The sequence below is a fragment of the Salmonella sp. SA14318 genome, from assembly GCF_029866905.1.
GTDB classification, from domain to species: Bacteria; Pseudomonadota; Gammaproteobacteria; order Enterobacterales; family Enterobacteriaceae; genus Salmonella; species Salmonella enterica.
In genome coordinates, this window is sequence record NZ_CP123282.1 from 2297943 (window position 1) to 2318947 (window position 21005).

Genomic DNA, 21005 nt, shown 5'->3' on the forward strand with positions numbered 1-21005 from the left:
ACAACCTGACTAAATTTCCCGAGTGTGCCGGGTGAGCATCTGGCGCGCCGTCTATTTTTAGGAAAGCGGCGGCCCGTTCGCCGGAAATCGATTAATGACGATATGGGAAAATGCTATGCAATATCAATTACTGATTAATGGCGTGCTGGTGGACGGCGAAGGAGAAAGGCAGTCTGTTTATAACCCGGCGACAGGCGAGGTCATACTTGAGATTGCGGAAGCGTCGCCCGCGCAGATTGACGCCGCAGTGCAGGCCGCCGATAACGCGTTTGCCGAATGGGGGCAGACCACACCCAAAGCACGGGCGGAATGTCTGTTAAAACTGGCGGACAGCATCGAGCAAAACGCCCTTGAGTTCGCCCGGCTTGAATCGCAAAACTGCGGTAAGCCTTTGCACTGCGTAATTAATGATGAAATTCCGGCAATCGTGGATGTCTTTCGCTTTTTTGCCGGCGCGGCCCGTTGTTTGAGTGGACTGGCGGCGGGCGAATATCTGGAAGGGCATACGTCGATGATCCGCCGGGACCCGATTGGCGTGGTTGCCTCTATCGCGCCGTGGAATTATCCGCTCATGATGGCGGCCTGGAAGCTGGCGCCAGCGCTGGCGGCAGGTAACTGCGTGGTGATTAAGCCTTCTGAAATCACGCCGCTGACGGCGCTTAAACTTGCCGCGCTGGCGAAGGATATCTTTCCGCCGGGGGTGCTCAATGTCCTGTTCGGACGAGGGCAGACTGTTGGCGATGTATTGACCGGTCATGAAAAAGTACGCATGGTCTCTTTAACCGGTTCTATCGCGACCGGGGAGCATATTCTGCGCCATACTGCGCCAGCGATAAAACGTACGCATATGGAACTCGGTGGTAAAGCCCCGGTGATTGTTTTTGATGACGCCGATCTGGATGCGGTGGCGCAGGGCGTCCGGACTTTCGGTTTCTATAATGCCGGACAGGATTGTACTGCGGCGTGCCGTATATACGCGCAGCGCGGTATCTATGATGCGCTGGTCGAAAAGCTAGGGAACGCGGTGAGCAGCCTGAAAATGGGCGCGCCGGAGGATGAGTCGACAGAGCTGGGGCCGTTAAGTTCGCTGGCGCACCTGAAGCGCGTCACAGCGGCTGTAGAGGAGGCGAAGGCCCTCAGCCATATCCGTGTGATTACTGGTGGAAGTCAAACGGAAGGTAAAGGTTACTATTTCGCTCCGACGTTGTTGGCAGACGCAAAACAGGAAGATGCCATCGTGCAACGCGAGGTCTTCGGCCCGGTGGTCAGTATAACCGTCTTTGATGATGAAGATCAGGTTCTGAGGTGGGCCAACGATTCTCGCTATGGTCTGGCATCCTCCGTCTGGACTCAGGACGTCGGGCGGGCGCACCGGCTTAGCGCCAGATTGCAGTATGGCTGTACCTGGATTAATACCCATTTCATGTTGGTTAGCGAGATGCCGCATGGAGGGCAAAAACAGTCGGGATACGGCAAAGATATGTCATTGTATGGTCTGGAAGACTACACCCTTGTCCGCCACATCATGGTTAAGCATTAAGGATCATTTACTGTTCAGAAAAATCGTGAAAAAATAGGCGGGTGTCGGCGGAGAGGGGGACCTCCCCGCCGACATGCGCAGCAAGTACTCAAAGGTTGAACACCTCAAGCAAACCAGCCGAATCTCAACGAGATCAGACCCAAAAGTCCTGCAGCAGCAAAGACATTAATCAGCACGACGGTTTTACTGGAAACATTCATTTTCGCCACCTTTCATCATAACCCCTATGGGTATAGTACGGGTTGGCGAGATCCGCAATAATACGTAAACAGGATATTCTGTAAGCGGAGCCGTGCATTGAGAACGTTTTGCTGTTAAGGCTGATAAACCTTGATGTGTGTCAAATAAAAAGAGCATATTGCGCGCGTTTTTTCCTCTGGTTGGCGCGGATGCCTGATATGACCCTCTTTCAAAAGATATTAATTTTTTACGCCGTCATGGCGGTGATATCATCCCTGATCACCTGGTTTTTGACTCATGACAAAAAACGAATTCGTTTCCTGAGCGCCTTTTTGGTTGGCGCGACATGGCCGATAAGTTTCCCCGTCGCATTGCTGTTTTCGCTTTTCTGACCTCAAGCCCGATACAGGTTACCGGGCATGGTTTTTCCGCCAGGTCAGGCTATCAGGGCAATTAATTGCGCTCTGTCTACGTCGGTAACGTCCTGCGGATGCCGATATCCTGCGTTCTCATTGGCCAGGGTATACAGCGCAACAAGCCAGTCATAGACATAGCGGCTGGCGGCGTGAACGGGCTGTTCGTCAAGCTTTGTTAGACGCAACATTGTCGAACGCGGCGTTGCGGCGAAAATGGCTGCGCCTTTCTGAACGCGGCTGGCCGGGCGTTGGGTCTCCTCGATATTGGCGTAGCCGAGCCAGGCGATGAAGTTACCAATGATGGCATGAAGCTGCGCGCCGCTCACCTCCTCGCGCTGCATGGTTTTCTGTAACTGCTGAGGTAAACCGAGGCGATAGCTGGCGGTAATTAAAATCTCCGCCACGGCGTTGAGCATCTGCGGTTCCAGTCCCAGACGCTGCGCATTATCCCGGCAGTGGGCCCACTGGCGCAGATGATTGATCCACATTTTGTGCGCCTGGTAGCCTGTTTCATGACCTTCTGACGCTGAAGCGTGCGTTGGTTCGTCGGCAAAGAGATCGATCGCGTCATTAAATAAACCGCTGACCTGTTCTTCTCGCGACTGTCGGGTGCGCAGCAACGCTTCGAAATTCTGTACCGGCGGTAACAGCCCGGCCAGCAGGTCGCCATGTCTGGCGGCCTGGGCCTGAAGACGCCGGATCACGGTTTCAACCGGTAGCCGCGCGTCATCAAACATCGGTAACAGATCGCGCACGCGGCCTCGCAGTTGTTCGCGTAACGCCTGTAAGCGCGCCTGTCGCTGTGGTGCCGATGTCGCCTGCGATAACCACTCCACCAAACGCTGCATACTGTGTTTATCCAGTGCCTGCAACGTTCCCCAATGCACGCCAGGTTTACCCATCAACTGCTGGACGGCCTCATCCAGATTTTGCTGGGTGGCAAAACGAGCATCCTGTGGAGTAATAGCCCAGACGACGCCGGGTAACGCTGATTCATGCTGCGGCTGCGTGGCGTTAACCCACTCCAGTAAGTGACGGGCGGCAGTGGACGTTTGCGAGCGAGATGCCAGAGCATTGCAAATCACCAGAACATCGGGCTGTACCTGTTGGCGGTAATGGGCCAGCATCCAGCCTAATTTCGCCCGCCATAACGGATGAGGATGACTGTCTGGCGCGACCGGAATATCCAGTAAATCAACGTTATCCAGTACGCTGTTTTCAACGCTTAGCACCAGTTCGCGGGTAAGCAGCGCCAGAGAATTAAGCGAAAGGCTGACCGCATTGAGCAGTCGGCCTTCCTTAACCGGATGCACCACCACATCGCTTTGCGTATCGCTGGTGGTTAGCGCCATTTGCGTCAGGAAGTTTTCCGCCGGTAAGCCAAAATGATCGACCAGCAGGCTGAGCGGCGCCGCCAGTTCCCCGGCATGGCCGGTTTGTTGCAACATATGCGCCAGCGCCAGCCATTGCTGGGTGATCTCCGGCTGCTCTCCCCACAGTAATGCCCAGGCGTGCGCCCGTGTCGTGAGATCCAGTGCAGGCAAGAGCGAGGCAAAGTGTTGCCATGTCGCATCATCAATATGTTGTCTGGCGGACGGCAGGCAAGAGCGCCAGAAACTCGCGATGGTCGCTACCTCTTCAGCGGTAACGCCGGGGACGGGCTGCGGTTGGCGAAGCGATTGCCATTTCTCCAGGCGAGATGTGATAATGGATTTTTCGACCTGGCGACAAACGGGGGACGAGCTGGTCCAGGCAATAAAGATCTGCACCAGTTCGGCTTCACTGATCAAGCGCAGGCGCAACGGCCAGCCGCTCTCGTTTGAAAAAATGTCGCGCGTAAAGCGAATAGCCATATTCGCTGGCGCATGACCCGGATTGATGTGGCTGAAATAATCATAGTCACGGTCCGGCGTGATAATTTCCAGCTTGCCATTCTCGTTACCGCATAGCGTCGTTAACAGATGCGCTTTTGCGGATTGCGCATACCCGTACAGACCAACGCAGCCATGTGACGCGCAGGCGGCGTTGAGCGCTGACTCATCCCCCGCGGCAAGCGTAAGTTGCGCCAGCAGAGCGTCGGCTTCGTCATCCAGTCGCGTTGTGTAACGGCGCGTGTTGTTAACCCACTCGATAACAGCCTGGGTGGCGTTTAACGGTTTTGTCATTTCAGGTATACACTCCCGCTATCTATCCAGTAGTGGCTGCCGCTGTGGCGACGGTCAGCCAGCGTATTCAATTTTAATGTCAGCGCATCGGCGGCGACCGGCGTCCCGTCCTGGAGCCAGGCATCACTTAATATGAACGATTCCGGGGCGCTATCTTTGCTACTGCCGCGTAATTTCAGTCGCACATTCAGTACGCCGTCGCCAGCGATGGTTTTCGCCAGTTCAGCGGAATTAATGCTCAGGCAATAGAGTGGGGTTGCCGGCCAGCGACTGTTCGCCAGTTGACGAAAGCCCAACGTCACGTTGCCGCGTAGCGGAAAATGCAGGCGTGCGTCCAGCGTTGCGCCGGGTTTATCCAAATCGATCTCGTGATACCAGATGTTTTCATCGCGAAGCGTATTAACGGTATTATCCAGTACGCCGAGATAACGCACAGTCGAATACGCGCCAATATCAGCCGCTTTAAAATTGAAACGCGGCAGACGTAAGTCCAGCGCCAGGCTGCATAACATCGCGCCCACCGCGGCAGTGGATTTTGGATTGCCGATACGCCCTTGCTGACTGAAGGGATACCATTCATGTACCTGATACTTATCCATCCACACAATGCGATTAACCGGCACCGGTTGTAAGTGCCGGATGAGCGCCTGTACGCCGGGTAAACAGGTCGGTCTCCCCGTCACCAGCAAGATATCGCAGTGATAGTGGGAGATCGCTTCGCAGACCGCATGAAGCGGCGTTGTCAGCGTAAACTGACCGGCCAGCAGAGCCTCCTGAAGCTGGCTAAACTGGATTTGCAACGGCACATTGAATATATCAAATGTCGGCGAACCAGACGGTAAGGCATGATCGATCGCCTGCTGGATATAGTTCATCACGTTGCTCGTTGGGCGGCGGATCAGCAGATCGCCAAATGTTGCATGTAAACCAGCAAACAGATCGTTAATGTCGCTTTGCTCCCAGGCGGAAAGTACCGCATGGCCCAGCGGCATAAATAATTGCAGCGCCGTTTGCTGGCGCAAAATGGCCTGAGTATCAATTCGTCCCGAATCGCCAAATAAGGTCGCCAGCAGGGCGGCGGCATCCGTAACGCCTGCCCGTTGCAACGCCGTTTGCAGGGAAGGAAGTACGCAACGCTGAATGATATCCAATAGCAGATCGTCCCCGGCGACTTTAAAACCTTCGCGAAACAGGAGATGAGGCGTAATTTTTACATTGGCCCCCACGCCGTCATCTAACTGATAGTGAACGATCGCCATATCCGTCGTGCCGCCGCCGATATCAATCGATGCCACGCGCAACGCGCGCCCGGGGACGACGCCGGGTTCAGGCTGGCGATCCGGTCTGGCGAGTGCATTAAAAAAGGATTCGGTACGCCCGGCGTAATGCGAAATGGCTTCGTTATAAAGCCATACCAGTTGGCCGCAACTTGCTTCGTCCCATTCCATCTGTATTTCTGGTACCGGCACCACGCTTTTTTCACGCTGCTTAGGCGTGGTGAAATCCTCATCCTGCGGATGCCAGCCCATGGCTTTCCAGACCAGCGCCAGCGCTTCAAACATTCGCTGGCGGAAAATTTCTCGCTCCTGTTTCGGCATGGCGGAAGGCAGCGTTAAAATCAGGGTGCGTAGCTGGCGCGGCGAGGCGGGAAAGCCGAGCCGCAGCCGGGTGGCGACGCTGTTAATTTGCCCCAGCGCCTGAGCCAGAATTTCGCACAACATATGCGTCATCAAGGTGCTACGACTGTATTGCGGCGAAAAAACCGGTAGCCTTTCTTCATGCGGCAGGCGGAATAACGGCTGTCCGTCGTCGTTCATCAGATTCATCAGCGGAAACGCGGTGGCAAGCGGTTCGCGCTGCGTTTTACCGTGGATCTGGCTAAAGCGCCAGTCCTGCAAGGCGGGGGTTTCATCCCACAGGTAGCGGCGCGGGCTGGAGATACCGCTGCTGCCTTCGGTGCCCACACGCTGCATAGCAAGGGCGCGAGCCTCGTCGCCCACACGCACAATGGAAGGCCAGACAAAGGCGTCGTCTCGTCCGCTTTCGACAGAAAAGTGTTGCTTGCCAAAGCGCGCTTCTGAGAATTCCACCCGGCTGGTAAATAAAGGATCGTTCAGAAACTGCGGCTCGCTTAAAGAACGCACCTGAAGCTCTGCAGTCTGGCGTAACCCGTCATTCGCATCGCCATGATCCTCGATCAAGACGCCGCAGGTATGCGTATTGCCGACATCCAGAATCAGATCGACCGGGATTGCGGGCGTGCTTAACGTATGTGTCACAAACTTCACTTCCGGCACCGTAAGCTGTTCGCCTAACAGCGTCAGTAAATTCAGCCAGTGCGCCTGATACTCAAAGCTACGCAGCGCTTGTTGTATGGCCTGTTCCGAACGGTTTTCCACCTGTGAGGCATACTGAAGAAACGACTCGCGCAGCCAGCCGTCAATCCATGTCTGGTCAAGAAAATCGGCAACTTCTTCATCGCGCCAGGCGAGCGCAAAACGTGTGCCATTGAGCAGATCGTTTTCGCAAGGCGCCAACGCCGCAGGCATATTTTTTGCCAGTTGACTGTCGAAGGCGAGGGTGATCCGGTGTGTGTTTCCGGCGCTATCTGGCTCGCTGAGTTTACGTACCTGAATGCGTGCCCAGTTATCCGGCCCGTCAATAAAGGTACGCGGCGGATTAAAACGCAGGAACGGCAGGGGGAGCCATATTCCGTCGAGTACATCCAGAGAATAGTGCAGCGTCTGAGTGCTTTCCGGTTTCACGACTTCGGGTTGGCCGCCTGCACGTCCAGGCAACGTGTAGCGCCCGCTGGTCAGATCAAAATCGAGGCGCAGTAGCGGGCCGTTTGCCGTTTTGCGCACAAAGCGTCCGTAGTGGGCCGACTCTTGCGGCGTTAAGCCAAAATCAAGAAACTGGACGCCGCTGTTTGCAATGAGCGTGACGCTCTGTTTGTAATCACACAGATTGACCAACATAAAATCAGGCACCTATCTTTTTAAACGTCAACGGAATTGCCGCGTGGTCGCCATAACGGGCGGTACAGGTTGCGACGTCATTGACGCCTGCTTTACAGGTAATTTCCGGCATCGGATAACGTGAGCCGTCGGTGCAGCGCGCATTGCCGCGACTTTTAATCATCAGCTCGCCCGTTTGATGCAGACCAGAGAAAATTTCCGCCCGACAAACCACGTTATCGCCATGTACTACGCGCGCGATACCTTTGTTATTTTGGATCTGATAACGCAGAGAGGGTGGCTTGCCGGTAATCGGATCTTTGACATCCACGCTGACCCGCCAGCTACCGTTTAAAAAGCGCGTGGTTCCAAGCTTCATCTGCGTACTGTCCATCACCAGCGCGTCTTTGGGAATAGCGGCAATGATAACAGGCGCTTCCGGCAGCGGCGCCGCTTTGGGGGCGGGCGTCACCTCAGCGCGATGCAGCGGCAAATGCGCGGTGAGTTCAGGCAATGGGGTAACGTCAGTTTTCGCGGTAGCGACAGGCGCGGCGCGAACAGGAGAGGACCCGTTAACGGATGAAGATGGCCAGAAAAAAGGCGTGGCGACGGCGGCGATAACCACGGCAGCGACAGGTAAGCTCCACAGCGGTAGACGGCGAGCTCTTTTCGCCTCAGCAACCGGGATGGGTGTGGCCGGCTTCGGCTCGCTAACGATAACGGGCGGCGCAACAGGTTCCTCCGGCATTTTCGGCGGCTCAATGACAGACGTTAACAAGGGTTCATCCGCCTGACTAAACGCCGCCTCTACCAGCGGCTTTTCTTCGGGCTCCGGCTCCGGCTCGACCAGAGGGATGTCGGGGATTGCCTCGGTTATCCGCAGGCAGTCCAGCACATCATCGCGTGTATTTTCGTTGAGATTAACGAATCCCCAGAAGGTGATAACCGGTTTGCCGTTAATCAGGAAAACATGATTTTCGCCGGGAAATTGCGTCGCTTTCTCAAGTAGCGATCCAAATAGCTGAAGCGCTGTTTTACCGGATTGCAGACTTTTTCGACTGAGTGCAGCCGCGCTTTCAAAAGTGCTGGCTAAATAACGTAAAGCCCGAGAACGTGTCTCTTCGTCAGCCGCTTTCCACGCTATCGCCTGACCTTCAATCGGCGAATACCAGTCAACCCGCTCGCCATTATCGTTAAGTTGCGGAATCGCCAGACAGTCAACCATCGCCTGCTGTTTACGCAGACGAAGCGTTTCGCGAATTTGCAATGCTGATTCAAATACGGCCTGACCGCCGCCGCCCACGGCCTGATAATCATCCAGATTGCCGCTGCGCAAGAGAGATTTTGCCACGTTGTTATCCCTTAGACTTCTTCACGCGTCTACTTTACGGGGTCTATACGCAAGCAAACGGCGGAAGAAAGGCAAAAAGGCGCGAATTCTCGGTCTATTAAGCCCCGTGTTTCCACTTGACGTAAGTTAAATCAGGGTGGCGGCGGCGAATTACCGCATCGGGCGACAATAACGCGTATAATAGGCGAATCATGCTGTTACAGAATAAAGAGTAGGAGAGCTTATGTCGCACCTGGAGGAAGTGAGCGCCCGCGTGGATGCCGCCATCGCGGAGAGCGTAATTGCCCATATGAATGAATTGCTGATTGCCTTGAGCGATGACGCTGAATTACGTCGCGAAGATCGTTATGTGCAGCAGCAGCGTTTACGCACGGCTATCGCGCATCACGGCAGGCAATATCAAGAAGATCGGGACGCGCGTCGCGAGCAGCTCACCAAAGGCGGCACGATCCTGTAACCCATTAAAACTGGCGCTTCGCAATCAGCCATGCGCCAAACGCCGGCCCGACCATTGCGCGTAACGTGACGCCGTGGCTACGCGCAATATCCAGCGCCAGTCCGCCGATTAACTGGCTGGCAACCAGTACCGCGATAGTCGTCGCGGCGCCAACGTTCTGATACCCGCTAATGCTGGCAAATACAAAAAATGACCCCAGCAGACCGGGGATCAATGTCCACCAGCGAACGCTGGCGACCAGCTCGCCGAAGCCCGTAGCGCCTTGCTTAAACCACAATATCGTCACAAATAAAACGATCCCTACCAGCGAGTTCAACAGCATAGCGATCAGAATCGTCGATGATGTCTGCGTAATACGCACCATAATACTGTTTTGTACCACCAGCCCGACGCCGGCGGCGATCAAAAAGATAAGCGTCAAAGACTGGTTCATCAGCAGGCGTCCGGCGCGGCGTGTTCATCAAGCTGGAGCTGCATAAACGTAAGATCTAACCAACGGCCAAATTTTACGCCGACCTGCGGCATTTGCGCGGTAACGGTAAATCCCAGCGAATGATGTAGGCGTATCGAGGCGGCATTCTGTGACTCAATACCGGCCACCATCACATGCTTGCCGCAGCGTCGGGCTTCGTCGATCAGTCTGCTGAGCAGCTTTCGCCCCAGTCCTTTTCCCTGGTGCGCCGGATGAACATAAACCGAGTGCTCGACGGTATAGCGAAAACCGTCGAAACTGCGCCAATCGCCAAATGATGCATAGCCAGTCACCACGCCATTTTCTTCGCTTACCAGCACCGGATAGCCCAGTAATTGACGGGCCTCATACCAGGCAAGGCGATTATCCGTATCGACCGTCCGATCGTTCCAGATGGCCGCAGTATGTAATACCGCATGGTTATAGATTTCGGTAATCGCGGCGCAGTCTGCTTTATCGGCAAAGCGAATCGTCATAGGGAACCCCAGGGAATGTTTACGATAGTGTTAGAAATACTATTGAAGGCGGCATAAATCAACGAATTAGCGCAAGAATTCATATTTAGCGAGAGGGGGGAGAAAGTCGTTCATAAAAAGCGTCCCGCGGTGAAAGCCGCCTGATATCTGAGAGTGTTTAACTCCCTCAGATAGCGAATGTTCGACTATTATTGATGGATTATGCCAGGCATGAGGAGAATAGAATGAAGCAACAGACCAACCGAAATCGTCGTTGGGTTTTGGCCTCGCGTCCCCACGGCGCGCCGCAGATGGATAACTTCCGCCTCGAAGAAGATGACGTCGCGACACCCGGTGAAGGGCAGGTGCTATTGCGAACCGTTTTTTTATCACTCGACCCTTATATGCGTGGCCGCATGAGCGATGAACCCTCTTATGCGCCGCCTGTTGAACCTGGCTGCGTTATGGTTGGCGGTACGGTCAGTCGCGTTGTCGCGTCAAACCATCCTGATTACCGACCAGACGAATGGGTGTTGAGTTACAATGGCTGGCAGGATTATGACATTTCAGATGGCGAAGGGTTAGTAAAGCTGGGTGATAATCCGCAACATCCTTCCTGGTCATTGGGTATTTTAGGAATGCCGGGGTTTACCGCCTATATGGGGTTACTGGATATCGGCCAGCCGAAAGAGGGCGAAACGCTGGTTGTCGCCGCCGCCACCGGCCCCGTAGGCGCAACGGTTGGGCAAATTGGCAAGCTGAAGGGCTGCCGGGTCGTGGGTATTGCCGGCGGCGCGGAAAAATGCCGTCATGCGACAGACGTTTTGGGATTTGATCTGTGCCTTGATCATCACGCTGATAATTTCCCACAACAGCTTGCGCAGGCCTGCCCGCAGGGTATCGATATCTATTATGAGAATGTCGGCGGTAAAGTCTTTGACGCCGTCTTACCGCTACTGAATACGTCGGCGCGAATTCCGCTCTGCGGTCTGGTCAGCGGCTACAATGCGACAGCGTTGCCGGACGGTCCAGACAGACTGCCTCTGCTGATGGCGACATTACTTAAAAAGCGTATTCGTCTGCAAGGTTTTATCATCAACCAGGACTATGGTCACCGGATACATGAGTTTCAGCAAGAAATGGGGCGTTGGATCAAAGAAGGGAAAATACATTACCGGGAGCAGATTACTGATGGGCTGGAAAATGCGCCAGAAGCGTTTATGGGGCTGCTGGCGGGGAAGAACTTTGGCAAAGTCGTGATACGTTTAGCGGACGATGCGTAAAGAAAAAATGGCGGCATTATGTCGCCATAAAAATGTGCAAATTTTAAAATTCCGGCTTTACTTATATTCATCATTCAGATCGCGGTGGGGCAGCTTATCTCCCTCAGCGGCCTGAACCGGTCAAAAATCTCGATACATGAAGGAATGACGGAGATAAAACGGTTGCCATAAAGAAACCTGTATTGTTGTAAAAGATGAGAATATCACGCAAGTAAATTATCACTTTTATTTATTTGGCCGTTCAGGCCTGGATTATCTTTTTTACAATTAAGTTCCGAAACTTCTTCGGGACTCGATTGCGATGTTGTTCTGCCAAGAGGTGAAGGAAGGAAAATGCCGGGTACGGAAAAAACACAACATATAAGCCTGACCACACAGGTTGAAAATCGGTTAAAGCATCAATTATCTATTGGCGCATTAAAACCAGGCGCAAGGCTTATCACTAAAAATATCGCTCAAGAGTTAGGCGTCAGTATTACGCCGGTGCGTGAGGCCCTGTTAAGGCTGGTCTCTTCCAGTGCTTTGGCGGTGGCGCCAGCACAGGCGTTTATGGTGCCGGAGATCTCGCTGGAAAGTTTGCTGGAAATTAATACGATTCGTACTGCCCTGGAGGAGATGGCGGTGGTCGCCGCTGCGGGTAAGATTACCCCGGATCGCGAGCAGACGCTGAATGCGCTATTAGATGAATTTCAACAGGCGCTGGAAAGTGGCGTTATGGAGAAAATTCTTTTGGCCAACCGCGCATTCCGCTTTGAGATCTACCACTACGCGGATATGCCAACGCTGTATGCCATGATCGAGCAATTATGGGTACGCCTGGGGCCAAGCCTGCATTTTTTATATGATAATTTTAAACTTGATGATTATCAAAACGGCGTTAATCTGTACAGAAAATTGCTTAATGCGTTAGTGACTGGTGATAAAGAAGCCAGTCGCCACTGCCTACAGAACGTTTTGCAACAAAACGTAGCGACGATTAAAAATCAGTACTTCATGTAACCTTCATGAAACTATGACTTATCAATAGCGGGGATTCCCCGCTATTGCCGGATATTTGCCGGATATTTATTCAAACTGCCATGCCAGATTAATCCCCACGCCATAGTTACGCCCTGGCGCTGGCTCATAATATCGGCCATTAGATTCATTAACGATCACCGAACCGATATATTCTTTATCAAATAGATTATCTACCCGCCCAAAAATATCGACGGTAAGCTGACTGTAATTAAATTTATACCCTGTATTTAGTCCAACAACGGTATACGAAGGCGCTTTGGCGGTATTTTCATCATTGGCCATGATATCGCCCATATACCGCACGTCTGTTCCGGCGTACCACCCCTCATCCGGGATAAAACCTAATGAGGCGAATCCCATATTACGGGCGATGCCGGGCATCCGGTTTCCATCACAGTTTTGCCCCTGACAAACGTTACTGCGATAGGTCGCATCCAGCCAGGTCCATGATGCTTTCACCCGCCAGTCGCCGGCGAAGCGCTGGTCCAACGCGAGCTCTGCGCCCTGGCGGCGTGTTTTGCCCGCGTTTTTGTAGGTAGTGCGTCCTCCCATACTGCTGGCGACGACAATTTCATCATCGGTATCGGTTTGAAATAACGCGGCGGTCAACAAGCCATTGCCAATCCGCGTTTTACTGCCGACTTCCACCGTATCATTGGTCGACGGTTGGAGGTCAAAGTTGAACCCACTTTGGCCGTCAGCACGATAAGAAAGCTCATTGATAGTGGGAGTTTCAAATCCGCGACCGGCAGCAAGATAGAGATTCCAGGCGTCAGTTAACGCATATTTTAGCGATCCGGCGGGTAGCCAGTGGTGATAGCTGGCGTCGCCGCTGTCATCGCCATTGCCGGGCGCGATATAGTGATCGTTAGAATCGAACCACACGGAACTGTAGCGCACGCCAGCATCCAGCGAGAGTTTTTGCGTAAGCTGCCACTGGGTTTGCAGATAAGGATCGACATTCCACATCAGGTTACGCTCATCCCGCCGTAAATCGCCTTTATGCCCAAACTCAGGGGTGCCGTTGTTGAGACGGAAATTATTGTAACCCTTGCGGTTTTCGCTCATATTTTCATAGTTTACTCCGCCAGTGAAGGTGACCGGCACACCTAATTCTCCCCGATGAGTCCAGCGGGAATCAATGCCCTGATAGTGGCGTTGCAGTGTAATTACGCCGCCAGCCTGGGCTGGTTTTAGCTGTGCCACCAGGGGAATAGACTGGTATTGCGTGGTTTCCCGCTCTCCGGCGTAGGCCATCACGCTGATATCATCCTGCGCGCTGAGCTGACGTTCATAACGCAATCCTGCCTGAGTTTGTTTGATGGTTTTACGCGTATTGTACTGTTCAGCGCGCGGCGCCTGTTGCGGATCGGCTTTCCATTCAGATTCGGTAAGTCCGCCGGGATCGTCCGCCTTAATGTCCACACTATTAAAAATCAGCGAAAGTTTACTGACATCGTCAAGGCGCACGCCCAGTTTGGCATTAGCCAGATTTTTTCGCGCGCCGCTGTGATCGCGGTAGCCGTGGGTGGTGAAACGGGTAGTCGATACCGTGTAATCCACGTCGCCAGGCTGTGTGCCGTCACCCATCGCGCCCGTGGCTTTTAGCCCATAGCGCCAGCTTCCATAACTGCCGTAGTAGCTGCTGGCCTCAAGGGTGGGCGGCTGTCTCCCGGTTTCGGTGGTGACATTTATTACGCCGCCGGAAGCATTGCCGTATAGCGCTGAGAAGGGGCCGCGTAACACTTCAACGTCTTGTATGCTGTTAATATCAATATTCGAAATCTGGCCTTGTCCATCCGGCATGGTGGCGGGAATGCCATCAACATACAGACGAATACCGCGCACGCCAAAGGCGGAACGCGAGCCAAATCCACGGATAGAGATTTGCAGATCCTGCGCGTAGTTCTGCCGGTTCTGCACCTGCAATCCCGGGACGCTGGTTAAAGACTCAGATAAATTGACGCGCGGCGTCGCCAGACGCATGTCTTCTCCCTCAATGACGCTAACGGCGGCAGGTGTATCCAGTTCGGATACGGTTTGCGGCGTTGCGGTGACTATCATGGTTTGTTCATTGGGCGCGCTGGCGGCCTGAAGGACCGGGGAGAAGGACAGAGGCAATAAGAGGGCGGGATAAAGTCGCTGTCTAACGGAAATAATTTTCATGAAAATGCCGGATAAATGTAAGCGTATCAACGGAAAACGTGACATTAAGGGTAGTCAATATGTAAAGTTTTGAAATTTTAATCGCACATTAAGTTAAGAAAATGTGCGGTATTTAAGAGCCATGACATTCGCAGGCGAGGAAAAGCTCCACTTTCTGATAAATAATGATTATTATTCTCAACTTATAATAAGTGCGGAACGAAGATCCCGCGCAGCGAAGTAGTGTGAAGCAGCTATACACGTTTTTATCAAAGGGAGTCGTCATGTACTTACGTCATCTTTTTTCGCCGCGCCTGCGTGGTTCTTTATTGTTAGGTTCGCTCCTCGTCGCATCCTCATTTAGCACGCTGGCGGCGGAAGACATGCTGCGTAAAGCGGTAGGCAAAGGCGCTTATGAGATGGCCTGGAGTCAGCAAGAAAACGCGCTCTGGCTGGCTACATCGCAAAGCCGTAAACTGGATAAAGGCGGCGTAGTTTATCGTCTCGACCCGGTGACGCTGGAAATCACGCAAGCGATTCATAACGATCTCAAGCCGTTCGGCGCCACCATCAATGCCGCGACCCAAACGCTGTGGTTTGGCAATACCATTAACAGCGCTGTTACCGCGATTGATGCCAAAACGGGTGATGTAAAAGGTCGTCTGGTACTTGATGCGCGCAAACGTACTGAAGAGGTTCGTCCGTTACAGCCCCGTGAGCTGGTTGCCGATGCGGCGACCAACACGATCTACATTAGCGGTGTTGGTAAAGAGAGTGCTATTTGGGTAGTGGATGGCGAAACCATCAAACTGAAAACGACGATCGAAAATACCGGCAAAATGAGTACGGGTCTGGCGCTCGACAGTAAAGCGCAACGCCTGTACACCACCAATGCGGATGGCGAATTTATCACCATCGATACCGCCAGCAATAAAATTCTCAGTCGTAAGAAGTTGCTGGATGATGGTAAAGAACACTTCTTTATTAACCTGAGTCTCGATACCGCAGGTCATCGCGCGTTTATCACCGACTCGAAGGCGACTGAAGTCCTGGTTGTCGATACCCGTAATGGCAATATTCTTGCCAAAATCGCGGCCCCTGCTTCTTTGGCCGTCCTGTTTAACCCGACACGTAACGAGGCGTATGTGACACATCGTCAGGCAGGGCAGGTCAGCGTGATCGATGCGAAGACCTATAACGTTGTTAAAACGTTCGATACGCCGACGTACCCGAATAGCCTGGCGCTATCGGCAGACGGTAAAACGCTCTACGTCAGCGTGAAGCAGAAATCGACACGTGAACAGGAAGCGACGCAGCCGGATGATGTTATTCGCATTGCTCTGTAAATAGGGTATGGAGGGGGAAACCCCTCCAGTCATCTCTTTAAACGCACCGATACGCCTCGTTACACCCCGCCGATAGCCTGATGATTCTGTGAGAATTACACTGCCTTTTTGCTGTAGTTAACTCATTATATTCACGAGGAAAATATGAAAAAATTATTTATATGCTCAGGTTTGGGCATGATGTTTTTTATGCTTGCGGGTTGTACAACCAACTATGTGATGACGACGAAGAATGGGCAAACGATCGTAACTCAGGGTAAGCCACAGTTAGATAAAGAGACGGGGATGACCAGTTATACCGATCAGGAAGGCAACCAGCGGGAAATTAACAGCAATGATGTGGCGCAGTTGATTAAGGCTGACTAAGCATTGGGCGCGATGCGGTGTTGGCGGCAACCCGCATTAAACCCGGCAGGCCTGGGGCTGCCGGGGAAGGGGAATGTTATGTCGCTGCTTCTTCTTTCAATACGACATTCTCTGTCGAATCCGCCGTTACTGGCGCAGTTCGATGGATCTCCGCCACGCGACGTCGCACGCCAAACCAGCCGGCAACCAGCAGAATGGCGATCAGCGGCAACGAGGCGATAGTGTAAGTTCCATTCGGGTAGTCAAACGCCATGAGTACCAGCACGCTTAGTAAAAACAGCAGCGTTAGCCAGGAGGTAAAAGGCGCGCCGGGCAGTTTAAAACTGACGTCTGCGGCTTTGCCTTCTTTTATCGCCTGGCGTAAACGCATCTGGCACACCATGATAAACGCCCACGACGCGATAATGCCGAGCGAGGCAAAATTAAGAACGATCTCAAACACGCGGGAGGGGACCAGGTAATTCAGGAATACGCCGACCACGTAAACCACCAGAGTCGCCAGAATACCCGCATAGGGCACATGCTGACGGCTCATTTTCGCCATGAATTTCGGCGCGGAACCCCCCATCGACATTGAACGTAAAATTCTCCCCGTACAGTAAAGCCCGGAGTTCAGGCTGGAAAGCGCGGCGGTTAACACCACGATATTCATAATACTGCCGATATAAGGCACGCCAAGTTTAGAAAAGAAGGTGACAAACGGACTTTGCCCCGCCTGGTAGGCGTTCCACGGCAGCAGCAAAACCAGCAATACGACCGATCCTACATAGAAAAGACCAATACGCCAGATCACGCTATTGATGGCTTTTGGCACCATCGTCTGTGGATCTTTGCACTCCCCAGCGGCGGTACCGACCAGTTCAATCGAAGCAAAAGCGAACACTACGCCCTGAATCAGTACCAGCGCGGGCAACAGGCCGTGCGGGAAAAAGCCGCCATTATCTGTAATCAGGTGAAAACCGGTGGCATTACCCTCAAGCGGTTGACCGGTACCGAGAAAAATCGTGCCTACCACCAGGAAGATAACAATGGCGAGTACTTTTATCAGCGCGAACCAGAACTCCATTTCGGCAAACCATTTTACGCCGATCATGTTCATGGTACCGACAATGGTTAACGCGCCGAGCGCGAACACCCATTGCGGAACGTCGCCAAATGCGCCCCAGTAGTGCATATATAACGCCACTGCGGTGATATCGACGATCCCGGTCATCGCCCAGTTAATAAAGTACATCCAGCCTGCGACGTAGGCCGCTTTTTCACCCAAAAACTCACGGGCGTAGGAGACGAAGCTCCCGCTGGAAGGACGGTGCAATACCAGTTCGCCCAGCGCGCGTAAAATGAAAAAAGAAAAAATGCCGCATATCAGATAGACCAGCGCCAGTGCCGGTCCGGCCATTTGCAATCGGGCGCCTGCACCTAAAAATAAACCGGTGCCAATCGCGCCGCCGATAGCAATCATCTGAACCTGACGATTCCCCATCGCTTTGTGATACCCCTCTTCATGGGCGTTCAGCCAGCGTCGTTTCGCCGCATGTTGTTCTGCGGCGTGCGTAGTCTGTGTTTTCATTACGTTACCTGTTATAGCCTGTCCTGACAGAAAAATTCCTTATGCCGCGACGGGCGCTCACCAATCGATTGCCTGCAATGGCGAATGCCGCTTTTCCCTGATTCTGTGACAGGGATAAAACCGCCGGCGGAGCATCCTACCTGCAATTGTTAAATGACGCAAAACATACGGAAAGGACAAAATGAGAATGTCGAGTTTATTTGTGTGGTCAGATGTGGTGCGGTGTGGTCACGATTCAGCCAGATAAGACGCCAGCACAAATCCGCAGTGATTACTTTGCGCAATAATTAATCAGGGTTAATCCATGGTGGGATTTATGGTCATAGATATGACCTCGAACGATAAACCACCTGACGATATTGCAGCAGCATAAGATAAGGCCGTTGCGCCTGTTATTCTCATTTTCTCCTGAAAATATATGCCTTTGAGCAATTTTGTTGATTGACATATCGTCATAATGAGAGAGGAGTAGGACATATAAAGCTATTGAGCAAAATTTGAAGGAGCAGGATATGCCACATACATCAGTTTCTACCTATGCCAGAGCTTTATCAGGAAATAAGCTACCTCATGTTGCTGCAGGAGATTATGAAAATAAATTATCAACAAAAATCATGAAAGGCATCTTGTATGTGCTTACCGCAGGATTAGCCTACGGATTTACAAGAGTAATTGAACATTATTGCAATGTTACGCCTAAAGTTGCGGAGTTCTGTGCCAATGCAGGGAATATCCATAATCACCTTGCAGATGCTGTACGTGATGAACAATTTATTATAGATGTCGAGCTTTCTGATGGTCGGATGTTAACATTCGAACAACTCTCGCTGATGGCTGGACGTGAGCCAATCGTCAGGATATCGGATGGCGAACATACCGTTGAGGTTAAAGGGTCCTTTGAAGAGATCTGTATGAGACTGGAAGAGGGCTTTTTTGAAGCGCCAGCGTACTATCATTATGATATTGATGAAAAATATAAAACCGTCAGAGAGCGAATAGCAGAATATAATGCCTTACCTCAGGCATTAGGCGCCATTCCGAGTTTAGAACATTATATCGCTCGAGCCAACAGCATGGGCGAGGCGAAAGTGCAACGGGCGGCCGACATAAAAGATCGTTACCATAACTATTTGGACACTTATTAAAAAGCGTTTATGTTTAGCCAGTTTTGTTAGAAATCAGACTCGCTGAGCTGGCGTTAAAAATTTTAACACGCCGCTATTTTGGCGGCGTGTCGCAAGGAGATTCTCAGAACCCGATTTCCGTTTGTAGGCCAAAATTCCACGTACCTCCGGCGCTGTAGCCGGCCTGTCTTATTTTTTTCAAAAGTATCCAACGCTATTCCACGGATAGGGTATCCTGTTGCGCAGCGATATCCGCCTCAGCCTGTGTGCCGAACGCAAGCATTAATGTTAATGGAAGCCTCAGATGACCTCTTTTTTACATGCTTATTTTACGCGATTACATTGTCAGCCGTTGGGGGTTCCTACGGTTGAAGCGCTCAGAACGCTTCACTTAGCGCACAACTGCGCGATTCCTTTTGAAAATCTGGATGTGCTACTGCCTCGTGAAATACAGCTCGATGAGACGGCATTAGAGGAGAAACTGCTTTATGCCCGACGCGGTGGATACTGTTTTGAACTGAATGGCCTGTTTGAACGCGCGTTACGCGACATCGGTTTTAACGTCCGAAGCTTATTGGGGCGGGTCATTCTGTCTCATCCCGCCAGTTTACCGCCGCGCACGCACCGTTTGCTGCTGGTTGATGTTGAGAATGAGCAGTGGATCGCGGACGTGGGGTTTGGCGGCCAAACGCTAACCGCGCCGCTTCGTCTGCAGGCTGAAATTGCCCAGCAAACGCCGCATGGCGAATACCGCCTGATGCAGGAGGGGAGCACATGGATTTTACAATTCCGCCACCATGAGCACTGGCAGTCGATGTACTGTTTTGATCTGGCGGTGCAGCAGCAGAGCGATCATGTGATGGGCAATTTCTGGTCGGCTCACTGGCCGCAATCCCATTTTCGTCATCATTTGTTGATGTGCCGCCATTTGCCTGATGGCGGCAAGCTGACATTAACGAATTTCCACTTCACGCGTTACCACCAGGGACATGCCGTTGAACAGGTCAATGTACCGGATGTACCGTCGTTGTATCAGTTACTTCAGCAGCAGTTTGGTCTCGGCGTAAATGATGTAAAGCACGGTTTTACCGAGGCGAAGCTGGCCGCGGTAATGGCTGCATTTGATACCCATCCGGAGGCGGGAAAATAGTTTTTTGCCGCGAGGATTTGCGGGCCTGACAAAGATTAAAAAGTAATGGCCCATTCGGCATGAAACAGAATGACCGCCTGGCCGGAGATGGTGACGTTGTCCGGCTCGTTATCGCGAATGGTGACGGTAACATCAACAGTACCCTCTTTGCCTAAAGCGCGCCCCTGATGGCCTTGAATCTGCAGCGTTTTACCGTCATGCGCCATCAGGCCATGATGGACGAGCCATGCCCCCATCGGGCCATTGGCGTTTCCCGTTACCGGATCTTCCACAATCCCTATCGCCGGGGAAAACATTCGCCCATCGGTTTCGTTTTTTCCCGGACGAATCTGGAAAGGAAAAAAGCCGTTACAGCCAATTTGCTGGCTGATTGCCGTCAGGGCTGCCAGATTCGGAGAAAGGGCATCAATATCAACGTCTGGTTTGAGCAGGATCATCACTTTTGCATGTCCTGTTGAAGCTACCTGAATTGGCGCTCCCGGCACGATATCATCTTCAGTCAGGTTCAGCGCGGTGATGATGGCAGCCCGAATTTCTCCGACTAGCGGTGGTTCAAAAGAGGGCTGACCTTGTTCCAGCGTGATGCGATAGTCATTGTGTTCGGCATGAATTTCAACGCGATGACGGCCCGCTAACGAGGTTTGCCAGACGGTGGTGTTTCCCAACCCCAGTACCGTTGCCCGAACATAATGCGCGGCCACGGTGGCATGACCACAGATGGGGACTTCCACTGTCGGTGTAAAATAGCGTATGCGCACATCGCTCTCTTCGCTTTTTAGCAAAAAGGCGGTTTCCGAGTGACGAAGTTCACGGGCAATCAGCTGCATCTGCGCGTCGCTTAGCGTATCCGCATGTAAGACAACGCCAGCAGAGTTGCCGCGAAAGGGTTCGCTGGTGAAGGCGTCAACATGGTAAATCTGCGGTTTCATTGATGTTCTCCTTTGACTGAAGAATCATCATAGCCTGTGCGTTGCCGAATGACGACGCCCATGTGTTTTCTTTGCCCGG

At 52.6% G+C, this 21005-nt stretch carries 18 protein-coding genes; 9 read left to right on the forward strand and 9 right to left on the reverse strand.

The features are described 5' to 3' along the window. Positions 1-94 precede the first annotated feature (94 nt). Entirely contained in the window at positions 95-1540 is a 1446-nt protein-coding gene (gene patD, locus QEN32_RS11005) for an aminobutyraldehyde dehydrogenase (protein ID WP_080232426.1), read from the forward strand. Positions 1541-1644: 104 nt separating this feature from the next. On the opposite strand, the gene yncL is transcribed toward patD, so the two are convergent. Beyond that, a complete protein-coding gene (gene yncL / locus QEN32_RS11010) occupies positions 1645-1740 on the reverse strand; it encodes a stress response membrane protein YncL (RefSeq protein ID WP_001103198.1) in 96 nt (31 codons plus the stop codon). A 198-nt stretch (positions 1741-1938) separates the two neighbouring features. Between yncL and QEN32_RS11015 the strand changes: the two genes are divergently transcribed. Beyond that, positions 1939-2112 (forward strand): GhoT/OrtT family toxin, encoded by a 174-nt coding sequence (locus QEN32_RS11015; protein WP_000171943.1) that lies wholly within the window; start codon positions 1939-1941, stop codon positions 2110-2112. Between the two features lie 44 nt (positions 2113-2156). Here QEN32_RS11015 and srfC read toward each other — a convergent pair whose 3' ends face one another. Genes srfC through srfA form a run of 3 tightly spaced genes read right to left on the reverse strand, consistent with a single transcriptional unit; the run spans position 2157 to position 8609 of the window. Continuing rightward, entirely contained in the window at positions 2157-4301 is a 2145-nt protein-coding gene (srfC, locus tag QEN32_RS11020) for a virulence-associated effector SrfC (protein WP_265322104.1), read from the reverse strand. After that, the gene (locus tag QEN32_RS11025; protein ID WP_265322105.1) at positions 4298-7279 is read right to left on the reverse strand and encodes a virulence factor SrfB; all 2982 of its coding nucleotides are present in this window, start codon (positions 7277-7279) and stop codon (positions 4298-4300) included. The genes srfC and QEN32_RS11025 overlap by 4 nt, the downstream gene beginning before the upstream one ends. Positions 7280-7283: 4 nt before the next feature. Then, a complete protein-coding gene (srfA, locus tag QEN32_RS11030; RefSeq protein WP_265322106.1) occupies positions 7284-8609 on the reverse strand; it encodes a virulence-associated effector SrfA in 1326 nt (441 codons plus the stop codon). Between the two features lie 223 nt (positions 8610-8832). Between srfA and QEN32_RS11035 the strand changes: the two genes are divergently transcribed. Beyond that, complete coding sequence (locus QEN32_RS11035) at positions 8833-9066, forward strand: YdcY family protein (RefSeq protein ID WP_000018720.1); 234 nt, start codon at positions 8833-8835, stop codon at positions 9064-9066. Between the two features lie 4 nt (positions 9067-9070). Here QEN32_RS11035 and QEN32_RS11040 read toward each other — a convergent pair whose 3' ends face one another. Then, on the reverse strand, positions 9071-9499 hold the full coding sequence (locus QEN32_RS11040; protein ID WP_265322107.1) for a DMT family transporter: 429 nt from the start codon (positions 9497-9499) through the stop codon (positions 9071-9073). Beyond that, positions 9499-10014, reverse strand: coding sequence for an L-methionine sulfoximine/L-methionine sulfone acetyltransferase (gene mddA, locus QEN32_RS11045; protein WP_000155373.1), 516 nt, complete (start codon positions 10012-10014; stop codon positions 9499-9501). The genes QEN32_RS11040 and mddA overlap by 1 nt, the downstream gene beginning before the upstream one ends. Before the next feature lie 224 nt (positions 10015-10238). Between mddA and QEN32_RS11050 the strand changes: the two genes are divergently transcribed. Together QEN32_RS11050 and mcbR are read left to right on the forward strand one after the other, a co-directional pair. After that, positions 10239-11276, forward strand: a complete 1038-nt coding sequence (locus tag QEN32_RS11050; protein WP_001517827.1) for an NADP-dependent oxidoreductase — start codon at positions 10239-10241, stop codon at positions 11274-11276. A gap of 333 nt (positions 11277-11609) precedes the next feature. Continuing rightward, positions 11610-12275 (forward strand): colanic acid/biofilm transcriptional regulator McbR, encoded by a 666-nt coding sequence (gene mcbR / locus QEN32_RS11055; RefSeq protein WP_001119592.1) that lies wholly within the window; start codon positions 11610-11612, stop codon positions 12273-12275. 66 nt (positions 12276-12341) lie between these two features. On the opposite strand, the gene pqqU is transcribed toward mcbR, so the two are convergent. After that, on the reverse strand, positions 12342-14462 hold the full coding sequence (pqqU, locus tag QEN32_RS11060) for a TonB-dependent receptor PqqU (RefSeq protein WP_265322108.1): 2121 nt from the start codon (positions 14460-14462) through the stop codon (positions 12342-12344). Between the two features lie 263 nt (positions 14463-14725). Between pqqU and QEN32_RS11065 the strand changes: the two genes are divergently transcribed. Next, the gene (locus tag QEN32_RS11065; protein WP_265322109.1) at positions 14726-15787 is read left to right on the forward strand and encodes a YncE family protein; all 1062 of its coding nucleotides are present in this window, start codon (positions 14726-14728) and stop codon (positions 15785-15787) included. Positions 15788-15931: 144 nt separating this feature from the next. Then, entirely contained in the window at positions 15932-16153 is a 222-nt protein-coding gene (locus QEN32_RS11070) for a YgdI/YgdR family lipoprotein (RefSeq protein WP_000732362.1), read from the forward strand. Between the two features lie 76 nt (positions 16154-16229). On the opposite strand, the gene ansP is transcribed toward QEN32_RS11070, so the two are convergent. Then, positions 16230-17723 (reverse strand): L-asparagine permease, encoded by a 1494-nt coding sequence (ansP, locus tag QEN32_RS11075; RefSeq protein ID WP_000857110.1) that lies wholly within the window; start codon positions 17721-17723, stop codon positions 16230-16232. A 512-nt stretch (positions 17724-18235) separates the two neighbouring features. On the opposite strand from ansP, the gene steA reads away from it, so the two are divergent. Both steA and nhoA read left to right on the forward strand, forming a co-directional pair. Then, a complete protein-coding gene (steA, locus tag QEN32_RS11080; RefSeq protein ID WP_265322110.1) occupies positions 18236-18868 on the forward strand; it encodes a type III secretion system effector SteA in 633 nt (210 codons plus the stop codon). A 283-nt stretch (positions 18869-19151) separates the two neighbouring features. After that, the gene (nhoA, locus tag QEN32_RS11085; RefSeq protein WP_265322111.1) at positions 19152-19997 is read left to right on the forward strand and encodes an N-hydroxyarylamine O-acetyltransferase; all 846 of its coding nucleotides are present in this window, start codon (positions 19152-19154) and stop codon (positions 19995-19997) included. A 35-nt stretch (positions 19998-20032) separates the two neighbouring features. Here the strand turns inward: nhoA and QEN32_RS11090 are convergent, their stop codons facing one another. Further along, positions 20033-20926, reverse strand: a complete 894-nt coding sequence (locus QEN32_RS11090; protein ID WP_265322112.1) for a PhzF family isomerase — start codon at positions 20924-20926, stop codon at positions 20033-20035. Positions 20927-21005 lie beyond the last annotated feature (79 nt).